This is a genomic window from Streptomyces sp. NPDC088194, from assembly GCF_040702025.1.
Taxonomy (GTDB): Bacteria; Actinomycetota; Actinomycetes; order Streptomycetales; family Streptomycetaceae; genus Actinacidiphila.
On sequence record NZ_JBFBIV010000002.1, the window covers coordinates 190934 to 208521 of the forward strand.

Consider the following 17588-nt stretch of genomic DNA (forward strand, 5'->3'; position numbering starts at 1 on the left):
ATAAAAAACAGGTGACGACTTGGGAATTGTGTCCGTATTCCAGTCGTTATCCAGAACGGATGGGGCAGCCGCAGAACTAAGGAAGCCGCACACGGCGGAAGCCGACGAAGCGACCGTACCGATCCGACAAACAGACCGACCGCACCTTCGAAAGGGAGCACGCATGGCAACCCGTGCCGTCGCCCGTCGTCACGCAGGCGGGACCAGCAGCGTTCGCGCCGCAGGCGGGGAAGTCGCCGACCGCGACCTCGTCGGCATGTACCTGGACGAGATCGCGCGCACACCGCTGCTCGACGCCGCCAGGGAGGTTGAGCTCTCCCGCGACATCGAAGCAGGCGTCTATGCGGAGCGCATACTCACCGCCGACGCCGAACTGCCCGCGTCCGCGGGCAGCGACGCCAAGCGCGAGGAACTCGAAGCACTCGTCGCCGCAGGCGAACGCGCCAAGGACATCTTCATCCGCTCCAACCTGCGCCTGGTCGTCGCCGTCGCCCGACGCTACCCGCGCAGCGGTCTGCCGCTGCTCGACCTGATCCAGGAGGGGAACGCCGGCCTGGTCCGCGCCGTCGAGAAGTTCGACTACGCCAAGGGCTTCAAGTTCTCCACCTACGCAACCTGGTGGATTCGCCAGGCCATCACACGCTCCATCGCCGACCAGTCGCGCACCATCCGGCTGCCCGTCCACCTCGTCGAGGAACTCGGCAGGATTCGCCGTGTCCAGCGCGAATTCAACCGTGAGAACGGCCGAGACGCCGAACCCTCCGAGATCGCCACCGAACTCGGCTCCACCCCCGAGCGCGTCTCCGACGTCCTGGACTGGGCCCGCGACCCGGTCTCGCTCAACATGTCGGTCGACGCCGAAGGCGAGACGGAATTCGGTGACCTCGTCGAAGACGGCGCCGCACCCTCCCCAGAGGACTCGGTCCTCGTCATGCTGCGCCGCGAGGAACTCGACGGCCTCATCGACCGCCTCGACGACCGCACCGCGTCCATCATCCGGGCCCGCTACGGCATCGTGGACGGCCGTGAACGCACCCTTACCGAGGTCGGCAAGGAACACGGCCTCACTCGCGAACGCATCCGCCAGATCGAAAAGCACGCGCTCGCCGACCTCAAGCGCATGGCCCGCGCCACCGGCCTGGACTACGAAGCGGCATAACCCACCGCCACGCAACCCGTGGCCCCCAAGACCCGAGCCCCGGTGCATCCCCCCCGCGCCGGGGTTCGGCCTGTCCTGCCACCGCCTGCAGGGCGCGGAATGAGACGCTGCCTGGCATGAGCGACGACCGCGCCGGCAACAGCGACAGACCCGACGCACCGGACCTGGCGAACCACCCCAGGGAACGCCCCGACGAGCCGCACCACAACGGCCTCGGCGCCCGCCTGAACTGGCTGCGTGCCGCCGTCCTCGGCGCCAACGACGGCGTGGTCTCCACCGCCGGCATCGTCGTCGGCGTCGCCGGAGCCACCGACTCCCGCTCCGCGCTCCTCACCGCCGGCCTGGCCGGACTGCTCGCCGGCTCCCTGTCGATGGCCGCCGGCGAGTACGTCTCCGTCAGCACTCAGCGCGACTCCGAGCAGGCCGCGCTAGCCGTCGAACGCGAAGAACTCGCCGCCACCCCCCAAGCCGAACTCGCCGAACTCACAGGCCTGCTTGAAGAACAAGGCATCACCCACGAACTCGCCCATGAGGTCGCCAAGCAACTCACCGCCCGCGACGCCCTGGGCGCCCACGCCCGTGTCGAGCTCGGCATCGACCCGAACGAACTCGCCAACCCCTGGCACGCCGCCTGGGCGAGCTTCGTCTCCTTCACGGCCGGCGCCTTGCTGCCGCTGCTCGCCATCGTGCTGCCACCCCACGGCTGGCGCCTGGCTGTCACCGTCGTGTCCGTACTCGTCGCGCTCGTCACATGCGGCAGGATCAGCGCCCTTCTCGGCAACGCCCCGGTACGCCCAGCCGTCGTCCGTAACGTCGCAGGCGGCGTCATCGCGATGGCCGTCACCTACGCCGTTGGCACGCTCCTTAGCGCCACCGGGGTCTGAGGCAGGTCCGGCCCACACTCAGGAACCGGCGAACGCTGCCTCCGGATCACCAGATGACGAAGGAGACCAGTGCAGCAAGCAGAAGAGGCGGTGCGGTCCAACCGGAGCTACCCGGCTTACGGCCCCTCCAGCCGCCCGGTGGCCAGGAACCGCTCCAGACACTCCAGATACGGCGCGATATCCAGGCCCTGCTTCAGCAGCCACGCGTCCGCGTAGTACTTCTCCACGTAACGCTCGCCCGGATCGCACAGCAGCCCGACGACGCTGCCGCGCTCGCCGCGCTCACGCATCTCGGAGATGATCCGGAACGCCGCCCACAGGCCGGTTCCCGTCGATGCCCCCGCCCGCCGTCCCAGCAGTTTCGCCAGGACGCGGACGGCGGCGACCGAGGCCGCGTCCGGTACCCGCATCATGCGGTCGATCGCACCCGGCACGAAACTCGGCTCCACCCGCTGCCGGCCGATCCCCTCGATCCGCGAACCCGTCGCGGTCGTCGCGCTCGGGTCGTTGTCCCGCCAGCCCGGGAAGAACGCCGAGTTCTCCGGATCGGCCACGCAGATACCCGTCGTCGCCTGCGCGTAGCGCACGTATCGGGCCAGAGTCGCCGAGGTGCCCCCCGTCCCGGCCGTCGCCACGATCCAGGTCGGGACCGGATGGCGTTCCGCGGCCATCTGCCTGAAGATCGACTCCGCGATGTTGTTGTTGCCGCGCCAGTCCGTCGCCCGCTCCGCGTACGTGAACTGGTCCATGTAGTGGCCGCCGGTCTCCTTGGCCAGCCGGGCAGCCGCCTCGTACACCTCGCTCGGGTTGTCGACCAGATGACATCGGCCGCCCTGGAACTCGATCAGCTCCACCTTCGCCCGTACCGTTCCGCGGGCCATCACGGCCACAAAGGGGACACCGATCAGACGGGCGAAGTACGCCTCCGAGACCGCCGTCGAGCCGCTCGAAGCCTCGATCACCGGGCGCCCCGGCCTGATCCACCCGTTGCACAGGGCGTAGAGGAACAGTGAGCGGGCCAGCCGGTGCTTGAGCGAGCCCGTCGGATGAGTCGACTCGTCCTTCAGATAGAGGTCGACGCCCCAGTCCGCCGGGAGCGGAACTGACAGCAAATGGGTATCGGCGGACCTGTTGGCGTCGGCATGGACCTTCGCCACAGCAGTGCTCAACCAGCGACGGTACGCGGGGTCGCTTCGGTCGAGGTCCATTACCTGCACGAGTCCGCTTGCGTGCGGTGGCGCTGGGGACGGCGTCGGCTTCGGGGTGTCCATGAGGCCAGGTATATCCGGCCGGGTGCCTCAAACGGACACTTGGGGTATCTCCGTACACCTTCTTGGGTGGGGACGGCTCCCGCGAGTCCTGTGCGGCGCCGTACCCTGGTGCCATGACCACAGGCGACGAGACCGGACGCGAACCCGCGACATCGGGCCTGGGACCCTCCGTCCGCCCCACCACGGGCTGCCGACCTCCGGTCGGGGTGCCGTCCTCCGCGGCTGCCGGGTTGGTCTTCGACGACCCGCTCGACCGGCCGGCCGCCGACGACACCGACCGGGGCTGGGGCGATTCCCCTTCGGGCGGGGCGGACGACGACTTCACGCGCTTCCTCAACGAGAAGCCGCCGCACCACATCTGAAGCAGGTCCCGGCCGCCGACCCTGTCACCGTTCCCACGGACCGCGTTCGCCGCACCGATCAACTGCCGGCGCCAGCGCTGCGGGCGGCAGTCACGTTTCTGACGTCCCTCAGCGGCAGGGTCTCGTCGCCCTTGAAGTTCACCATTCACGGCCTTTTGTGACAGGACGAGTGCCCAGCGGGGTCCGTCATACCGAATGCACCGACGAGCGGACCGATGAACTCGCTCGCCGCCGAGTTCGCGATATTGCTGAACACGGCACCGGTGAGCGCCACGACGATGAGATCGATCATATTGCCGTGTGTGAGAATTTCCTTGGACCTGGCCGGCAGGTTCGGATTGCCTTCGCCGCACAGTGTTGTGCGTCTCCTCGGCTCCCGATGCGGCGGATTGATGTGTGCCGTCATGAAGGGTGCTGGGGCCCGTGGCTGTCTGATTGCTCTTCGTGGGCGGGCGGTTCAGCACAGAGCCACCCCCAGGGGCGACGTCGCGGCGGCCCCGGACAGTGCCGCGGCCGTGCGACGCGGCACGGCCAGCACGATCAGCGCGCCGCCACTCGTGCCGGCGTTCTCGGGCGCTACGGGACTCGCCTGCTGGAGCTGAGCTGAACTTGGCGGTACCGACACCACGGCGACACTCGAAGCCACCACCCGGGCGCCGGCGAGCACATCCACACGCGCACCCGGGCGCAGCAGAGCTACCGTTTCCGGATCGGCGATCCGTACCGGTGCCTTCACCAGCCGCGTCTCGGGACTCGTACGCGACGCGGGGGTGGTCGGGGAGGTCCGCGCGGTCGCGCGGGGTGCCGCCTGTTCGCGCCGTGGCGAAGCGCCGTGTGCCGAGGAGACCGCAACTACCGCTGCCACCACGGCCAACCCGGTGGCAAGATGTCGCCGTCTACGTCGAATCGCCGCACCGAGTTTTCCTCCGCCTCGTCCGCCTGCGCGGATGGGCGGGAAGACCGGCACCGCGACGCGTGGCGGTGTGTACGACTCGGGCGTGCTGGATGCCGATCCGGGGTGCGGCCCGGCAGGAACGCAGGATGCGGAAGACATGGGGGGATTGGGGAAATTCATGCTCGAACACCGCCCGACGTGGAGGATACGCCGACCGCAATCAGTCGGCGTATCCACGATGACGCATTTCCCGCAACATCGTTCGAGCACCTGTGGATAACCGACACCCTGTGGATAACGGGTTGCCTAGCAGGGTGAAAATTATTCTGCTCGTTGACTTATCGGGTTGGCGCCGCTAGGGAAGCGTGATGCCGGGTTCCTGGCCGCCCAGCGGGTTGACACACAGGCAGTTCCGTTCGCTGTCGGCGGGCAGCGCTTTGACCACATCGAAGAGGACGTCGCGCATCCTCCCGACATTGGCGGCGAACACCTCGAGCACCTCCTCGTGCGAGACGCCGTCACCGGTGTCCGCGCCCGCATCCAAGTCGGTAACCAGCGTCAACGACGTGTAGCAGAGCCCGAGTTCCCGGGCGAGGACGGCTTCGGGGTGCCCGGTCATCCCCACGACCGACCATCCTTGCGCGGCGTGCCATAGGGATTCCGCGCGAGTGGAGAACCGCGGTCCTTCCACGACGACCAGCGTCCCCCCGTCCACGGCGTCCCAGCCGCCGGCCCGCGCAGTGCTGATCGCGGCACTCCGGCCGACAGGGCAGTAGGGGTCGGCGAAGGTCACATGAACCACGTTGGGCGTCTGCCCGTCGGCTCGGGTCTCGCCGTCGAAGTAGGTCTGGACGCGGCCTTTCGTCCGATCGACCAACTGGTCAGGGATGAGGAGGGTGCCCGGACCGAACTGCGCGCGCAAACCGCCGACCGCGCACGGCCCGAGGACCTGGCGCGCGCCGACCGCCGCGAGCGCCCACAGATTGGCGCGGTAGTTGATCCTGTGCGGGGGCAGATGATGCTTGCGGCCGTGTCGCGGCAGGAATGCCACCCGGCGTCCGGCGACCTCGCCGATGAACAGGGAGTCACTGGGAGCGCCGTAAGGAGTATCGACGGTGACTTCTGTCACATCGTCGAGAAACGAGTAGAACCCCGATCCACCGATGACGCCGATCTCGGCCTGCGCCTGCGCGCCGCTGCTCTCCACCATGTGGATCAGCCTAATCGGCGGCCGCAGACACGACGAACCCCTGCTGTAGGGACAGCAGGGGTTCGTAAGGTCTTGGAGTGTCGGGCCGGGGACGAACGTGCGGGTCAGGCGGCCGACGTGCTGCTCGACGACGACGAGGAGGTGCCGGACGTCGTCGTGCTGCTCGAACTCGACGATTTGCTGCTTTCGGTGGACTTGGTGTCCGAACCGCCGCTCTTGGGCGCCGGGGTGCTACTCGACGACGAGCCGCGGCTGTCGGTCCGATAGAAACCGGAGCCCTTGAAGACCACGCCCACCGCCGAGAAGACCTTGCGCAACCGTCCGGCGCAGTTGGGGCACTCGGTCAGCGCGTCATCGCTGAACTTCTGCACCGCCTCTAGGGCCTCGCCGCACTCGGTGCACTGGTACTGGTACGTCGGCACTTGCTCCTCCTGGCACTCTCACTTGTTGAGTGCTAACGACGCTCAATAGTGCAGTATTTCCCGCCGTCAGTCCACTGAGACCGGCGGACGGTGACCGATCCCACCTGCCACGCCCACTCCCGAGGGAGCGGGCACCAGTCGCCCGCGGAGCCCGACGAGCACCACGAGTGCCAGCGATGTGCCCACCAGCGGCACCACGAAACCGGCCGACGAGCCCCGCGCGTCGGTCAGCAGACCCGCCACCGTCACCGCTATCGCCTGCCCGAACGCGACGGCCCCGGTCAGCCACGTGAACGCCTCGGTTCGGGCCGTTCGCGGCACCAGGGCGTCGACAAGCGAGTACCCGGTCACGATCGTGGGTGCGATGAACAGACCTGCGATCAGCGGAAGCACACTCAACAAGGCGAGGGAGTGAGCGGCCCACAGAGGCGCGCAGGCCACCGTGAGGCCCACATAGGCGGCGAGCAGCCGGGTGCGGGGCGCATGGCGCCAGGAGACCGCGCCGTAGACCGCACCGGCCGCCATGTTGCCGGCCGCGAACGTGCCGTAGAGCACGCCGTTGAGCCCCGGCCTGCCGACTTCCTGCGTGAACGCGGCGAGCGACACCTGCATGCCGCCGAACACTGCCCCGACGCCCAGGAACGCGACCGCCAAGGCACGCACCCCCGGCAGCGACAAGGCGGAGGTGTGCGCCCTTCCCTCGCTAGCCGACGCTTGGTGCGTATGCGGCTCGGATCGTCGTTGGGCCGCGAAGAGCATGCCGCCGACGAGGGTCAGCGCGGCTTCGGCGACCAGCCCCGCCGCCGGGTGGACCGCTGTGCACAGAGCCGTCGCGATGACGGGACCCACCACGAAGGTGAGCTCGTCGGTCACCGACTCGAAGGCGGCCGCGGTCTGCATGAGGGGCGACAGCGGATCGTCCAGCGCGACGGCCCAGCGTGACCGCACCATGGGCCCGACCTGGGGGACGGTGGCGCCCGCCGGCACGGCTGTCGAGAGGAGTGCCCACGCCGGTGCCCCGGACACGGCCAGCACCACCACTGCCGTGACGGACAGCGCGTGCAGGACGACTCCGGGGAGCAGGACCGCGCGCTGCCCGTAGCGGTCGGCGAGCCGGCCGCCCTGCGGCGCGCACAGCGCACTCGCCGCCCCCGTGATGGCCGCCGCTGCACCCGCCATCCCGTAGGAACCCGTCGCGTGCCGGACCAGCAGCACCATGCTGATGGTGAGCATCGCGAACGGTTGCCGCGCGGCGAGGCCGGGCAGGACGAACGCCCAGGCGCCGGGGGTGCGCAGGAGGCTGCGATATCCCGGGCTACGAGCTTCCCCGTCCGGCTGCGTGCCCGAGGCGGTCGAACCTGACGCCTGTGGCGCCGGTCGGGGAGGCGAGGAGGGCATGGGGGAAGGCGAAGGGGTGGGCACCTTGGATGCCACGATCCGGACTTTCTGCCGCCTGGTGACGCGTACACGTGCCTTTGGCCGCGCTCGCGCCGAGGACCGTCCGCTCAGCGCGGATCACCGCGCCGGTCCTGCGTCAGGCAGGGGTCGCACTCGACTAATACCGGATCATCATACGTAAACCTCACCTCGTGTCCGCCATCCGAAGTCATCAGCCGCCGCTCAGCCAGCCCGCCAGCTTGCCGCCGCGTCCGACGGCGCGAAGCCTGTCCTCCGTCGCGTCACGTACCGGATCGGTGGTCACGACGAGTAGCTCGTCCCCCCTGCGCAGCATCGTCGCCGGCAGCGGCACGAAGCTCTTGCCGTCGCGCACCACGAGCGTCACAGCGGCGCCCTGCGGCAGTCGCAGCTCGCCGACCTCGACGCCGTGCATCTTGGAGCCGCCCGGGATCGCGACGGACAGCAGGTGCCCTTGCAGCCGTTCCAGGGGCGCGGACTCGATGCCCAGGTCGGCGGTCCCGGCGCCGTCGACATCGCCCAGGTGCAAGTGCCGCGCCATCCAGGGCAGCGTCGGTCCCTGCACCAAGGTGTAGATGATCACAAGGACGAAGACGATGTTGAAGATCCGTTTGCTGTCCGTGACATCGGCGACCATGGGGATGGTTGCCAGGACGATGGGCACCGCCCCCCTCAGCCCGGCCCATGACATCAGCGCCTGGTCGCGCCATGGGACGCGGAACGGCACCAGGCTGACGACGACCGATGCGGGTCGGGCGACCAGCGTCAGGAAGAGCCCGATGACGATGGCGGGCACTATGTCGTCGCCCAGCTCGTGCGGAGTCACCAGGAGCCCGAGCAGCACGAACAAGCCGATCTGTGCGATCCACCCCAGCCCTTCTGCGAAGCCGCGGGTCGCTGGGCGGTGCGGCAGCTTGGCGTTGCCCAGGATGAGCGAGGCGAGGTAGACGGCCAGGAAGCCGGAGCCGTGCGCCATGGCGCCGGCAGCGTAGGCGACCACCGCGATGGCCATGACGGCGATCGGGTATAGGCCGGACGCCGGCAGAGCGACGTGCTTGAGGGCGTACGCGCCGAACCAGCCCACCGCCAGGCCGATGGCGGCGCCGATCACCAGTTCCAGCGCAATCTCGCCGAGCAGTTGGTACCAGTGGTCGATGGGCCCGGCCGCGGAGAACGCCACCACGAGGATCACCACTGGGGCGTCGTTGAACCCCGACTCGGCCTCCAGGACGCCGGTCACCCGTTTGGGGAGCGAGATGTTCCGCAGCACCGAGAACACGGCGGCGGCGTCCGTCGACGACACCACCGCGCCGATGATCAGCGCCTGACGCCAGCCGAGGCCGACCAGGTAGTGTGCTGCGCCGGCGGTGATGAACACGCTCGCCAGCAGGCCGACGGTGGCCAGGACGGCGGCCGCCGGAACCACGGGTTTGATCTCGTGCCACTTCGTGCCGAGGCCGCCCTCGGCGAGGATCACCACCAGCGCCGCGTAGCCCAGCACTTGAGTGAGCTGAACATCGTCAAAGGTGAAGCCGAACAGGCCATCCTGTCCGATAATCACGCCGATGCCGAGGTAGATGAGGAGCGTCGGAAGCCCGCTGCGTGAGGCGAGCCGCACAGCGACCACAGCGACCAGGAGGACCGAGGCGCCGATCAGCAGGATCTCGTTCAGGTGGTGGACAGTCAGGGGCTCGATCCTTTCAACTTCATTGCCTTACCTAACAATTTACCCTCCCTTGACGTTCCTCGGTCCACGGCATGGTCACCTGGACGCCGCGTCTCCCGGCCACAGGCCGTACGCCTATGGTTGCCCTTGCACCATCAGCACTTGATCATCCGGTCCACCCTGCCCCTCGAAGGACAGCGATGCCCGCACGGAAGAAGTCCCGCCGCCTACGCCTCATCGTGATTGCGGTCGTGCTCCTGCTCGTGGCGGGCCTCGGCTACGGGTCGTACTGGAGCGTCAGCACGGTGCGCGCCTCCTTCCCGCAGACGTCGGGCTCCTTGAAGCTCAAGGGCCTGTCCGCGCCGGTCGACGTCGACCGGGACGCCAACGGCATCCCGCAGATCTACGCCGACACCCCCGACGACCTCTTCCGCGCCCAGGGCTACGTTCAGGCGCAGGACCGCTTCTACGAGATGGACGTGCGCCGCCACCTCACCTCCGGGCGGCTGTCGGAGATGTTCGGCAAGAGCGAGGTCGAGACCGACGCCTTCCTGCGCACCCTGAACTGGCACGGCATCGCGCAGAAGGAGTACGACACCGAGCTCGACTCCTCCACGAAGGAGTACCTGCGCGCGTACACCGACGGCGTCAACGCGTACCTGAAGGACCACAGCGGTGCCTCGCTGTCGGTGGAGTACGCCGCGTTGTCCTTGAGCAACAACTACAAGCCGGAGCCCTGGACGCCCGTCGACTCGGTCGCATGGCTGAAGGCCATGGCATGGGACCTGCGCGACAACATGCAGGACGAGATCGACCGCACCTTGATGACGAGTCGACTCAGCCAGGCGCAGATCAAGCAGCTGTATCCCGACTATCCCTACAGTCGCAACCAGCCGATCGTCGAGGCGGGTACGGTCGACCCGGCCACCAAGGTGTACAAGCCCGCGGGTTCGGCCGACTCGCAGAGCAACGCCGGCTCAAGCGACCCGCAGGGTCTCAGCAGCACCGTCGACACCCAGCTTGCCGGGATTTCTCAGATCATCGACCAGATGCCCACGCTGCTCGGTCCGACCGGCAGCGGCATCGGATCGAACTCCTGGGTGGTGTCCGGTCAGTACACGACAACGGGCAAGCCGTTGCTGGCCAATGATCCGCACCTCGCGCCCCAGTTGCCCTCCGTCTGGTACCAGATGGGTCTGCACTGCCGCACGGTGAGCAAGTCGTGTCCCTACGACGTCACGGGATTCACCTTCTCCGGCATGCCCGGTGTGATCATCGGCCACAACCAGGACATCGCCTGGGGCATGACCAACCTGGGTGCCGATGTGACCGACCTCTACCTGGAGAAGGTCACCGCGAAGACGTACCTGCGCGACGGCAAGCAGGTGCCGTTCACGACCAGGCGTGAGACGATCAAGGTCGCCGGCGGAAAGCCCCGTACGATCACCGTCCGCGAGACGAACAACGGACCGGTGATCTCCGACCGTAGCGACGAACTGCGCACCGTCGGAGAGACCGCGCCCGTCACCGATCCGCCAGGGGGCGTCAACGGCGGTTACGCGGTCGCCCTGAACTGGACCGCGCTGCAGCCGTCGAAGACCATGGACGCCGTCTTCGAGCTCGACAGGGCGACGGACTTCACCCAGTTCCGCGCGGCGGCTGCGGACTTCGCCGTGCCGTCGCAGAACCTCATCTACGCCGACACCAAGGGCAACATCGGCTATCAGGCGCCAGGCAAGGTCCCGATCCGTGCCACGGGCGACGACGGCACCTATCCCGTGCCCGGCTGGGACTCGCACTACGACTGGAAGAAGTACATCCCCTTCAAGTCGATGCCGTACGAGTACAACCCGCCGAGCGGCTACATCGTCACCGCGAACCAGGCCGTCATCGACCAGAGCAAGTACCCGTACCTGCTGACGAACGACTGGGACTACGGCACCCGCAGCCAGCGCATCAACGACCTCATCGCGTCCAAGATCAAGGACGGCGGCAAGATCTCCATGGACGACATGCAGTCCATGCAGAACGACGACAGCAGCGAGATCGCCAAGCTGCTCGTGCCGTACCTGCTGAAGATCAACATCAAGAATGACAAGGGCAGTTATGTGCGTGACGCACAAAAGCTGCTCGAAGGATGGGACTACAACCAGGATTCGGACTCGGCGGCGGCCGCCTACTTCAACGCGGTGTGGCGTAACGTCCTGAAGCTGGCGTTCGGCAACAAGCTGCCCAAGGAGCTACGTCCCAAGGGCCAGTGCCTGAGGGTGCCGCCCGTGGGGGAGACCGGTCCGGTCGACGACCTCGACGGCAAGCCCAAGACGATCGAGGAGTGCGGCGAGCGGGACGCCGACGAGGCGCAGCCCGACGGCGGCGACCGCTGGTTCGAGGTGGTCCGCAACATCCTCCAGCAGCCCGACAGCCAGTGGTGGACGATGTCCACGACCGCGTTCTTCGGCGTCGACCAGAACGCGGCCCACCGCAGTGACCGCGACCAGCTGCTCGAGCAGGCCATGAAGGACGCCCGCTACGAACTGACCGCCAAGCTCGGCAAGGACATAGACACCTGGAGCTGGGGCCGGCTCCACAAGCTGGACCTGAAGAACCAGACGCTGGGCACCGACGGTCCCGGTGTCCTGAAGTGGATGCTCAACCGCGGCCCCTGGCAGCTCAGCGGCGGCGAGGCGGCCGTCGACGCCACCGGCTGGAACGCGGCCGGCGGGTACGACGTCGAGTGGGTGCCCTCCATGCGGATGATCGTCAACCTCCAGGACTTCGACAAGTCCCGCTGGATCAACCTCACCGGCGCCTCAGGACACGCCTACAACGCTCACTACACCGACCAGACGAGCCTGTGGGCCGCGGGGAAGCTGCTGCCCTGGTACTTCTCCGACAAGCGCGTCGACAAGGCGACAAAGGCGAAGATGGCGCTCACTCCGTAGCTGTGCCGCCCGGGTGACGGAAGCGGCGCACACCCTCGGGAGTGACGGCGGCGTCGACGAGGTGGTCGTGCGGTTCACGCGGAACCGCGTCGACCACCTCGCGCGCGTACAGGAGCACTGCGAGCGCGGGATGCGTCCCGGCCGCGGACAGGCGCTCCAGCACCCGGTCGTAGGAGCCGCCGCCGCGGCCCAGACGCACACCGTGGCGGTCGACGGCGAGCCCGGGCAGCAGCACCGTGCTCGCCTGCGTGACCGCCTGTGGTCCCAGGCGCGCGCCGCTGGGCTCCAGGAGGCCGCGGGAGGTACGTTCAAGGCTGCCAGGGCCGTCGTAGCCGGCCCAGTCGAGGTCGTTGTCGGCCTGAAGCACCGGAAGCAGTACGCGCGTGCCGTCGGCGTGCAGGGCGGCGATCAGATCATGCGTTCCAGGCTCAGTGCCCATGGACGCGTAGGCGGCCACCGTCCCGGCCCTTGCCAGCGGCGCCCAGTCACGTACCCTCTGCACCAGCGCCGCGCTCGCCGCCTGGCGTTCATCCGCGGTCAACGCGCGCCTGGCCTCCAGGAGCCGTACCCGCAACGCGGCCTTGCGCGTTCGAACCCCGCTCATACCATGCCCAAGCATTGTGTATAAGCCATAATCCACCCGTTCTTCATCTTCTCCACATTCTTCGCCGCTATGGTGCACGGCATGACGAGTACACGTACACGGATCTCCAAGGCTGTCATCCCGGCGGCGGGGCTGGGGACCAGGTTCCTGCCGGCCACCAAGGCCACTCCCAAGGAGATGCTGCCGGTGGTCGACAAGCCGGCGATCCAGTACGTGGTCGAGGAAGCGGTCGCGGCGCAGTTGTCGGATGTGCTGATGGTCACCGGACGCAACAAGCGACCGCTGGAGGACCATTTCGACCGCAACTACGAGCTCGAGGAGGCCCTCCGCCGCAAGGGTGACGAGTCCCGGCTCGCCAAGGTTCGCGAGTCGAGTGACCTCGCCACCATGCACTACGTGCGCCAGGGCGACCCCAAGGGCCTGGGGCACGCCGTGTTGTGCGCCGAACCGCACGTCGGTGACCAGCCGTTCGCGGTACTGCTCGGCGACGACCTCATCGACCCGCGCGACCCGCTGCTGTCACGGATGATCGCCGTCCAGGAGGAGTACGGGGGGAGCGTCGTGGCACTCATGGAGGTGGAGCCGGCCAGCATCCATCTGTACGGGTCGGCCGCCATAGCGCCCACCACTTACTCCGATGTCGTGCGTGTCACCGACCTGGTCGAGAAGCCCGAGACCTCACAGGCGCCGTCCTTCTACGCCGTCATCGGACGCTACGTGCTCGACCCCGGGGTCTTCGAGGTGCTCAAGAAGACCCAGCCGGGCCAAGGTGGTGAGATCCAGCTCACCGACGCGCTGCGCGAGTTGGCCCACCAGGAGACCGACGGCGGCCCCGTCCACGGCGTCGTCTTCACCGGGCGCCGCTACGACACCGGCGACCGCGGCGACTACCTGCGTGCGATTGTCCGACTGGCATGCGAACGTGAAGACCTGGGGCCCGATTTCAGGACCTGGCTGCGTTCGTACGTCAATGAGGAGATGCAAGAGTGAGTCACGACGTCGATCGTTTGTGGTCCGTCACAGAACACCTGGACAACATCCTGGGGCAGCTCTCCCCGCTGGACCCGATCGACCTGCAACTCCTCGACGCCCAAGGGTGCGTACTGGTCGAGGACGTCACGGTGCCGACCTCCCTGCCACCGTTCCCGAACAGCTCCATGGACGGTTACGCCGTCCGGGTCGCCGACACCAAGGCCGCGACCACCGACCACCCCGCCGTACTCGACGTGATCGGCGACATCGCCGCCGGCAGCGGCGAGCCACCCACCGTGGGGCCCGGTCAGGCCGCCCGCATCATGACCGGAGCCCCGCTTCCCCCCGGCGCCGAGGCTGTTGTCCCCGTCGAGTGGACCGACGGTGGCACAGGCGGTGGGCCGGTCCGTTCCATGGCGTCCTTCGGTGACGACCCCGGGGGCGCCGGCGGTGAGGTGCGCGTGCACAAGGCCCCGGAGACCGGGCAGTTCGTACGGGCCCGCGGCAGTGATGTCACCGCGGGGGAGTTGGCACTCGCCGCGGGCACCGTGCTCGGTGCGCCCCAGATCGGACTGCTGGCCGCGATCGGCCGCGGTACGGTCACCGTCCGACCGCGCCCCCGGGTCGTGGTCGTCTCCACCGGCAGCGAATTGGCCCAGCCGGGTGAGGAACTGGGCCCGGGCCGTATCCACGACTCCAACAGCTTCGCCCTCACCGCCGCGGCCAGGGCCGCCGGCGCCATCGCGTACCGGGTCGGCGCGGTCGTCGACGAGGTCGAGACGCTGCGCGCCACCATCGAGGACCAGCTCATCCGCGCGGACATCATCGTCACCAGCGGGGGAGTCAGCGTCGGTGCCTACGATGTCGTCAAGGAGGCGCTGTCGTCACTGGGCGGATCGTTCGGCGAGGACGCGGAGGAGGCCGCCGGGTATGTCGACTTCCGCACACTCGCGATGCAGCCGGGCAAGCCGCAGGGCTTCGGGCGGATCGGCCCCGAGCGCACACCGCTGCTGGCGTTGCCGGGCAACCCGGTGAGCGCCTATGTGTCGTTCGAGATGTTCGTACGACCGGTCATCCGCACGCTCATGGGCGCGGGTGACGTTCATCGGCGGGTCGTACAAGCCGCGTGCACCACCGCGATCGAGGATTCGCCGGACGGCAGGCGGCAGTTCCTGCGTGCGCAGTACGACAAGCGTTCCCGTACTGTCACCCCTGTGGGTGGCGCCGCTTCCCACCTGGTCAAGGCCCTCGCGCACGCCGATTCACTGATCGTCGTACCGGAGGCCGTCACCTCGCTCTCCGCGGGCAGCGAAGTCGACGTGGTCGTGCTGGACTAGCACCCGGCATCCCGGCTCGCGGGCCAGCGCGCCACGCCCGGTCGCAGGCCGGTACGGTGTCTGCCCAAGCGACCGCACCGGGAGAACGATGAGCAGCGCGCAGCAGCACCTCACCCACGTAGACGAGGCAGGCGCAGCCCGCATGGTCGACGTCTCCGCGAAGGACGTCACCGCACGTACCGCGCGTGCCACCGGGCGCGTCCTGGTGGCTCCCCATGTCGTCGAACTCCTACGCGCCGACGGCCTGCCCAAGGGCGACGCGCTCGCGGTCGCGCGGGTCGCCGGCATCATGGGCGCCAAGCGCACGCCTGACCTCATCCCGCTGTGTCACCCGCTGTCGCTGTCCGGTGTGAAGATCGACCTGGCGGTCACCGATCAGGCGGTCGAGATCACCGCGACGGTCAGGACGACCGACCGCACGGGCGTCGAGATGGAGGCGCTGACCGCTGTCGCGGTCGCTGCGCTCACCGTTGTCGACATGGTCAAAGCCGTCGACAAGGGTGCCGTCGTCACCGATGTGCGGGTCGAGGAGAAGACCGGCGGTAAGTCCGGCGACTGGCGGCGGCCATGACCGCGCCCAGCGGCGGCCGACCACCGGGCCCGCCGCGCGCCCTGGCGGTCACCGCGTCCAACCGGGCCTCCGCGGGGGTGTACGAGGACCGCGGCGGCCCGCTGATCGTCGCCGCGCTGGCCGAGTGGGGCTTCGCCGTGGACGGCCCCCGGGTGGTCCCGGACGGGGAGCCCGTGCGGGAGGCGCTCATCGCGGCGGTCGACGCGGGCTACGACGTCGTGGTCACCACCGGCGGCACCGGGATCTCACCGACCGACCGCACCCCCGAGGTCACCCGTGCGGTGCTCGACTACGAGGTACCGGGCATCGCAGAGGCGATCCGTGCGGCAGGCGGGCGGAAAGTGCCCACCGCGGCGCTGTCCCGTGGTGTCGCGGGGGTCGCCGGCCGCACCCTGGTGGTGAACCTTCCCGGATCGACCGGCGGGGTGAAGGACGGCCTTGCCGTACTCGCTCCGATCGTCGTACATGCCGTCGATCAGATCCGTGGCGGCGATCACCCGAAAGAGCAGTCGGATCATCACTCGGACGATGATCCGCAATCCGTCACTGGGAGACCGAGCTGAACGGGTCCTGGCCGGCCGAGTTGGTGGACGGTGACATCACCCTCCGCCCGATCCGGATGCGTGACCAGCGCGCATGGCGCGAGGTCAACCGGCGCAACCGCGACTGGTTGCGCCCCTGGGAGGCCACGGTGCCGCCCGCGCCGCCGGGGCAGGTCGTACAACGTCCCACATACCGTCAGATGGTCAGACATCTGCGCCGGGAGGCGAACGCCGGGCGCATGCTGCCGTTCGTCATCGACTACCAGGGGCGCCTCGCGGGTCAACTCACCGTCGCGGGAATCACCTGGGGCTCCATGTGCTCCGCGCACATCGGCTACTGGGTGGACGAGGCGGTCGCCGGCCGGGGAGTGATGCCCACATCCGTCGCGCTCGCCGTGGACCACTGCTTCCGGCGGGTCGGGCTGCACAGGGTGGAGGTGTGCATTCGGCCCGAGAACGGGCCCAGCCGCCGGGTCGCCGAAAAGCTCGGCTTCCGCGAGGAGGGGCTTCGTCCGCGCTATCTGCATATCGACGGCGGATGGCGCGACCACCTCGTCTACGCGCTCACCGCGGAAGAAGTGCCCGACGGACTCGTCAGCCGATGGCGGCAGGCAAGGCCGGGCACGCCCCAGAAATAAGACTATTGTTCGACGGTAAAGCTCATCGCGCGTTCATCGCACAAAAATCTCGACGTATCAGCCAGATCGTGCGACACACCGGGCCGAATTGCCAATGGCGTGTCTCGATCCCCCCTACCGTGTAGCACGTGAGCAGTAGCGGCCTCATCTACGCAGTCATCGTCGGGGCCTGGGCTGCCTACCTGGTGCCGATGTGGCTCCGTAGGCAGGACGAGCTCAACGAAGCGCGTCCGACGGAACGCTTCAGCACCGCCATCCGGCTGCTGTCCGGGCGGGCGGCGATGGAGCGGCGCGTCGCCAAGGCGCGCGGTGAGACCGTCGACCCCGCCGCCGACGCACCGGACGACGACGCCGACCCGGACGAACCGGACGCGTCGGTCGACGTCCGGGGGCTGGCCGTGCCCGCGACCGAGGTACGGCGCCCCGCGGCACGCCCGGCGCCCGCCGCCCAGGCTGCCGGCTCCCGGGACGCGGGCAACCAGCGAGCCCAGTTGCTCGCCCGGCGCCGCCGCACCACCACCACGCTCTTCCTCGCCTTCACCATCGGCGCCATCGCCGCGGCAGTGGGGGGCGTCGCGCTCCTCTGGGTCCCCGCCATCCCTGCGGTCCTGCTGACCGTCTACATCGGTCAGATGCGCCGCCAGGAGCGCCGACGCTACGAGGTGCGCCTCGACCAGCGGCGCGCCGCCGAGGCCGC

At 68.6% G+C, this 17588-nt stretch carries 16 protein-coding genes and 1 pseudogene; 10 read left to right on the top strand and 7 right to left on the bottom strand.

Going from position 1 to position 17588, the window contains the following annotated elements:
• Positions 1 to 163 precede the first annotated feature (163 nt).
• Both AB0399_RS01750 and AB0399_RS01755 read left to right on the top strand, forming a co-directional pair.
• Positions 164 to 1159: a sigma-70 family RNA polymerase sigma factor gene (locus tag AB0399_RS01750; RefSeq protein ID WP_328464954.1), complete on the top strand. Its 996-nt coding sequence runs from the start codon at positions 164 to 166 to the stop codon at positions 1157 to 1159.
• A gap of 116 nt (positions 1160 to 1275) precedes the next feature.
• Positions 1276 to 2043, top strand: coding sequence for a VIT family protein (locus AB0399_RS01755; protein WP_329368442.1), 768 nt, complete (start codon positions 1276 to 1278; stop codon positions 2041 to 2043).
• A 116-nt stretch (positions 2044 to 2159) separates the two neighbouring features.
• On the opposite strand, the gene AB0399_RS01760 is transcribed toward AB0399_RS01755, so the two are convergent.
• Positions 2160 to 3251 carry a PLP-dependent cysteine synthase family protein gene (locus tag AB0399_RS01760; RefSeq protein ID WP_366409912.1) on the bottom strand — a complete coding sequence of 364 codons (1092 nt, stop codon included), beginning with the start codon at positions 3249 to 3251 and terminating at the stop codon, positions 2160 to 2162.
• A gap of 176 nt (positions 3252 to 3427) precedes the next feature.
• Here AB0399_RS01760 and AB0399_RS01765 point away from each other — a divergent pair, with 176 nt between their 5' ends.
• Positions 3428 to 3676 (top strand): hypothetical protein, encoded by a 249-nt coding sequence (locus AB0399_RS01765; protein ID WP_366409924.1) that lies wholly within the window; start codon positions 3428 to 3430, stop codon positions 3674 to 3676.
• Positions 3677 to 3821: 145 nt separating this feature from the next.
• Here AB0399_RS01765 and AB0399_RS01770 read toward each other — a convergent pair whose 3' ends face one another.
• The 5 genes from AB0399_RS01770 to AB0399_RS01790 form a co-directional block, all read right to left on the bottom strand.
• Positions 3822 to 4082: a hypothetical protein gene (locus tag AB0399_RS01770; RefSeq protein WP_366409913.1), complete on the bottom strand. Its 261-nt coding sequence runs from the start codon at positions 4080 to 4082 to the stop codon at positions 3822 to 3824.
• An 844-nt stretch (positions 4083 to 4926) separates the two neighbouring features.
• Positions 4927 to 5781, bottom strand: a complete 855-nt coding sequence (locus AB0399_RS01775; RefSeq protein ID WP_329368447.1) for an S-methyl-5'-thioadenosine phosphorylase — start codon at positions 5779 to 5781, stop codon at positions 4927 to 4929.
• Positions 5782 to 5885: 104 nt separating this feature from the next.
• Entirely contained in the window at positions 5886 to 6203 is a 318-nt protein-coding gene (locus AB0399_RS01780) for an FmdB family zinc ribbon protein (protein WP_329368449.1), read from the bottom strand.
• A 66-nt stretch (positions 6204 to 6269) separates the two neighbouring features.
• Entirely contained in the window at positions 6270 to 7601 is a 1332-nt protein-coding gene (locus AB0399_RS01785; protein ID WP_366409914.1) for an MFS transporter, read from the bottom strand.
• Positions 7602 to 7812: 211 nt separating this feature from the next.
• Entirely contained in the window at positions 7813 to 9306 is a 1494-nt protein-coding gene (locus tag AB0399_RS01790) for a potassium/proton antiporter (RefSeq protein WP_366409922.1), read from the bottom strand.
• A 179-nt stretch (positions 9307 to 9485) separates the two neighbouring features.
• Between AB0399_RS01790 and AB0399_RS01795 the strand changes: the two genes are divergently transcribed.
• Positions 9486 to 12227 (top strand): penicillin acylase family protein, encoded by a 2742-nt coding sequence (locus tag AB0399_RS01795; protein WP_366409915.1) that lies wholly within the window; start codon positions 9486 to 9488, stop codon positions 12225 to 12227.
• On the opposite strand, the gene AB0399_RS01800 is transcribed toward AB0399_RS01795, so the two are convergent.
• Positions 12217 to 12831, bottom strand: coding sequence for a 5-formyltetrahydrofolate cyclo-ligase (locus tag AB0399_RS01800; protein WP_366409916.1), 615 nt, complete (start codon positions 12829 to 12831; stop codon positions 12217 to 12219). The genes AB0399_RS01795 and AB0399_RS01800 overlap by 11 nt on opposite strands.
• A gap of 81 nt (positions 12832 to 12912) precedes the next feature.
• On the opposite strand from AB0399_RS01800, the gene galU reads away from it, so the two are divergent.
• The 6 genes and pseudogenes from galU to AB0399_RS01830 form a co-directional block, all read left to right on the top strand.
• Complete coding sequence (gene galU / locus AB0399_RS01805; protein WP_329368455.1) at positions 12913 to 13821, top strand: UTP--glucose-1-phosphate uridylyltransferase GalU; 909 nt, start codon at positions 12913 to 12915, stop codon at positions 13819 to 13821.
• Positions 13818 to 15140: a gephyrin-like molybdotransferase Glp gene (gene glp, locus AB0399_RS01810; RefSeq protein ID WP_329368456.1), complete on the top strand. Its 1323-nt coding sequence runs from the start codon at positions 13818 to 13820 to the stop codon at positions 15138 to 15140. The genes galU and glp overlap by 4 nt, the downstream gene beginning before the upstream one ends.
• Before the next feature lie 88 nt (positions 15141 to 15228).
• The gene (gene moaC, locus AB0399_RS01815) at positions 15229 to 15711 is read left to right on the top strand and encodes a cyclic pyranopterin monophosphate synthase MoaC (RefSeq protein WP_329368458.1); all 483 of its coding nucleotides are present in this window, start codon (positions 15229 to 15231) and stop codon (positions 15709 to 15711) included.
• Positions 15708 to 16274, top strand: coding sequence for a MogA/MoaB family molybdenum cofactor biosynthesis protein (locus tag AB0399_RS01820; protein ID WP_366409917.1), 567 nt, complete (start codon positions 15708 to 15710; stop codon positions 16272 to 16274). The genes moaC and AB0399_RS01820 overlap by 4 nt, the downstream gene beginning before the upstream one ends.
• A complete protein-coding gene (locus AB0399_RS01825) occupies positions 16271 to 16891 on the top strand; it encodes a GNAT family protein (protein ID WP_329374228.1) in 621 nt (206 codons plus the stop codon). The genes AB0399_RS01820 and AB0399_RS01825 overlap by 4 nt, the downstream gene beginning before the upstream one ends.
• Before the next feature lie 128 nt (positions 16892 to 17019).
• Positions 17020 to 17588, top strand: a pseudogene (locus AB0399_RS01830) (hypothetical protein); the annotation flags it as partial.